Raw genomic sequence first — 2,484 nt, forward strand, 5'->3', positions numbered from 1 at the left:
CCTTCGGCGTTCTCAGCCGCCAACCGCCGCGTTGCCGCTTCTGGATTGAAAGCCTGGCAGGGCGCATTGAACGTGTTCAAACTCTCTGACAGTATTGCCGCCGGGGAGCCCGCCGGAGCAGCGGTGATGTAGATCCGCGTGCCCTTGTGACGGGCTTTGCCGTGAGACCCGGAGGTCACGACGTGGTTATTGCCTTTCTTGTCTTCATGGCTCTGGGTGCGGTCGTGGTCGTCACGCCGGGCGCGGCCCTCGGTTACGCCTTCGTTGTGACGAGCGGCAGGTTGTCACTCGGCGCCAGGGTCCCGTTGCTGCTGGTCCTGGCGGCGGCTTCGGCAGTGGCGTGGATGGGCGTGGCAGGGGCCGCAGGCAACTGGCGGCCGGCCATCATGGTGCTGTCGTTCACCGCGACACTCGTCTCGGGAGCCACGTTCCTCGTGCACGAATCCCGTCAGCGGCGCGCACCTCGGTTTCCCACCGTGGTGTGGCCTGGCTGGCATCCGCCAGCCGACCCGAGGTGACTGCCAGGAACTGGTGGGTCAGCGTTCTGTCCGGCGGATCACAGCGTTGTCTCTTCACGCCCAGCTTCCCCGAACTGCGCAGTGTCAGCTGAGTGGCGGAGTGTCGCATCATCGGGTCGTGTCCTGGGCCCGTGTTCCTCGTTGCAGCGGACATGAAGAAGATCATCATTGCTGCCGCGCTGGTCCTTGCCAGTATCGGCCTCGCCGCGCCCGCGCACGCCGACAACGACTCCAACTTCGGCGGCGGCGTCAACGCCGCCAACAACTGGAACTTCACGGCCGCCGCTGTATGCCTCCAGGAAGTCGCTGTGGTCCCCGTCCTCGGCGACTGGGTGGGCGACCACGCCAACAACTGCTCCAACGGCAACGTCCTCGACCACTCGAAGTAGCGCTGCGCTCCAGCGCCTATTCAACAGCTGCGCTGTCGGGGCAGTTGGTGAGTGCTGCGAAGTTTCACCGACCGGTGACAGGTTCTGACGGAGCCTCGCTTTCAGCAGGGGGTGGTCTTGGATCCCAGTTTCTATCCGCAGTCCGGAATGAGGCATGGTTTCGGTGTGTTCGACAGAACCGGGGGTTGACCGCTAAATCCCGCTTGGTCCGTCCTGCTGCGCTATAGGAGGTCGGCGGCGGGGATGCAGTTTCGGGATGGTGAGAGGTCCTGGCAGGGCAAGGATGCGAACGTCCGGGGATGAAAGGTACGTTTCACTCTCTGTCCGGCATTGCCCGCGGGTCTAGGCTCGGGCCGTGGGACAGCCTGAGCAGCGCGCCGAAGGCGTAGGACCGTTCACGACCCGGCTTACTTGGCACCGCGCTGAGGGGGAGACGGTGGTGTGGGAGTCGCGGCTCGCGCGTAGGCGTGGGGCGCTGTCGGTCCGCGGTTCGGGAGACGCGGTCACCGTGTCCCCGAGTGCCGATGCCGAGGCCCTGGGCCGCCTTCGAAGGCTCAACACCGTCGCCTCTGGTGCGTTTGTCATCGGCGGAGCACTCTTCGCTCTCGGCGCCGCCGTCGCCCAGTTCGGCTCGGGCGACGCGGTCGAGAGTGCCGCGGTCTACTTCGCGGGCGGACTGTTCTTCAACATCGGGGGTTACACCTCGCTCTTGCAGGTGCTGAACGCGCCTCGCCACTCCCAAGGGGGCGGTCCACTGGTCACGGCCGACTGGAGGTGGTGGGGGTACGAGCCGATGCGCTTGGACTGGCTGAGCACGTTCGTGCTGTTCGTAGGGACGCTCGTGTTCGGTGTCAATCTGTTGGACTCCTTCCTGCAGGGGCTTACCGTCCAGCAGACCAACAGGCTGATCTGGACTCCCGACGTGGTCGGATGCGTGCTGTTCCTGATCTCGGGACAGCTCGCGTTCGTCGAGATCTGCCATCGGTCCCGGCCCTGCGTCCACTCGCGCAGCCTCGGCTGGTGGGTTGTTGCCGTGAATCAACTCGGGTCGGTGCTCTTCATGGTTTCGGCACTCGCCGCGTTCACCCGGCCCGCCACCGGAAGCCTGGTCAACACCGACATCGCCAACTGGGGAACGTTGTCCGGCGCACTGTGCTTCTTGCTCGGCGGCGTACTCCAGGCCTTCGAACGACCCTAGGAAGCCGGTTGGCTCCGTGGCGTAGTAGACAGCCCCCCTTTATGCCCCGCAAGCCAGGCTCCGGCTCGGGCGCCGCACCCTGCTCCGCTGCCCGCGTAGCGGGCTGGTCCTGGAGGCGGAGCCGGAAGGACAGGGGTGCGAGTGGAGCGGACACCCCCAACGGGCCGTAGGTCCGGACCCCGTGAAACGGGGTCATCTCCCAAGCGAAGCGAGGGAGCAGGTCCGGTGGAGCGAAGCGAAACCGGAACCAGTCCGAAGCGAAGCGAAGGACACCGGCCGAAGGCCGGCTTTGGCCCGCGAAGCGGGCCCCGCCGAGCGAAGCGAGGCGGTTCCCTTGGGCGAGCGCAGCGAGGCCCCTCGTTGCCTAAGCGCGCAGCGC

General features: G+C 66.2%; 3 protein-coding genes. All 3 read left to right on the forward strand.

Going from position 1 to position 2,484, the window contains the following annotated elements; genetic code table 11:
• The first annotated feature begins 182 nt into the window (after positions 1 to 182).
• Positions 183 to 518 (forward strand): hypothetical protein, encoded by a 336-nt coding sequence (locus OG447_RS32180; RefSeq protein WP_266941193.1) that lies wholly within the window; start codon positions 183 to 185, stop codon positions 516 to 518.
• A 152-nt stretch (positions 519 to 670) separates the two neighbouring features.
• A complete protein-coding gene (locus OG447_RS32185) occupies positions 671 to 907 on the forward strand; it encodes a hypothetical protein (protein ID WP_266941196.1) in 237 nt (78 codons plus the stop codon).
• Positions 908 to 1,262: 355 nt separating this feature from the next.
• Positions 1,263 to 2,105 (forward strand): hypothetical protein, encoded by an 843-nt coding sequence (locus OG447_RS32190; RefSeq protein ID WP_266941195.1) that lies wholly within the window; start codon positions 1,263 to 1,265, stop codon positions 2,103 to 2,105.
• Positions 2,106 to 2,484 lie beyond the last annotated feature (379 nt).

Origin of the sequence: Streptomyces sp. NBC_01408, from assembly GCF_026340255.1 — a bacterium.
Taxonomy (GTDB): domain Bacteria; phylum Actinomycetota; class Actinomycetes; order Streptomycetales; family Streptomycetaceae; genus Streptomyces.

Excerpts from the sequence above, each read along its gene's own strand:
- OG447_RS32185 (WP_266941196.1), top strand. The coding sequence starts at position 671 with ATGAAGAAGATCATCATTGCTGCCGCGCTGGTCCTTGCCAGTATCGGC.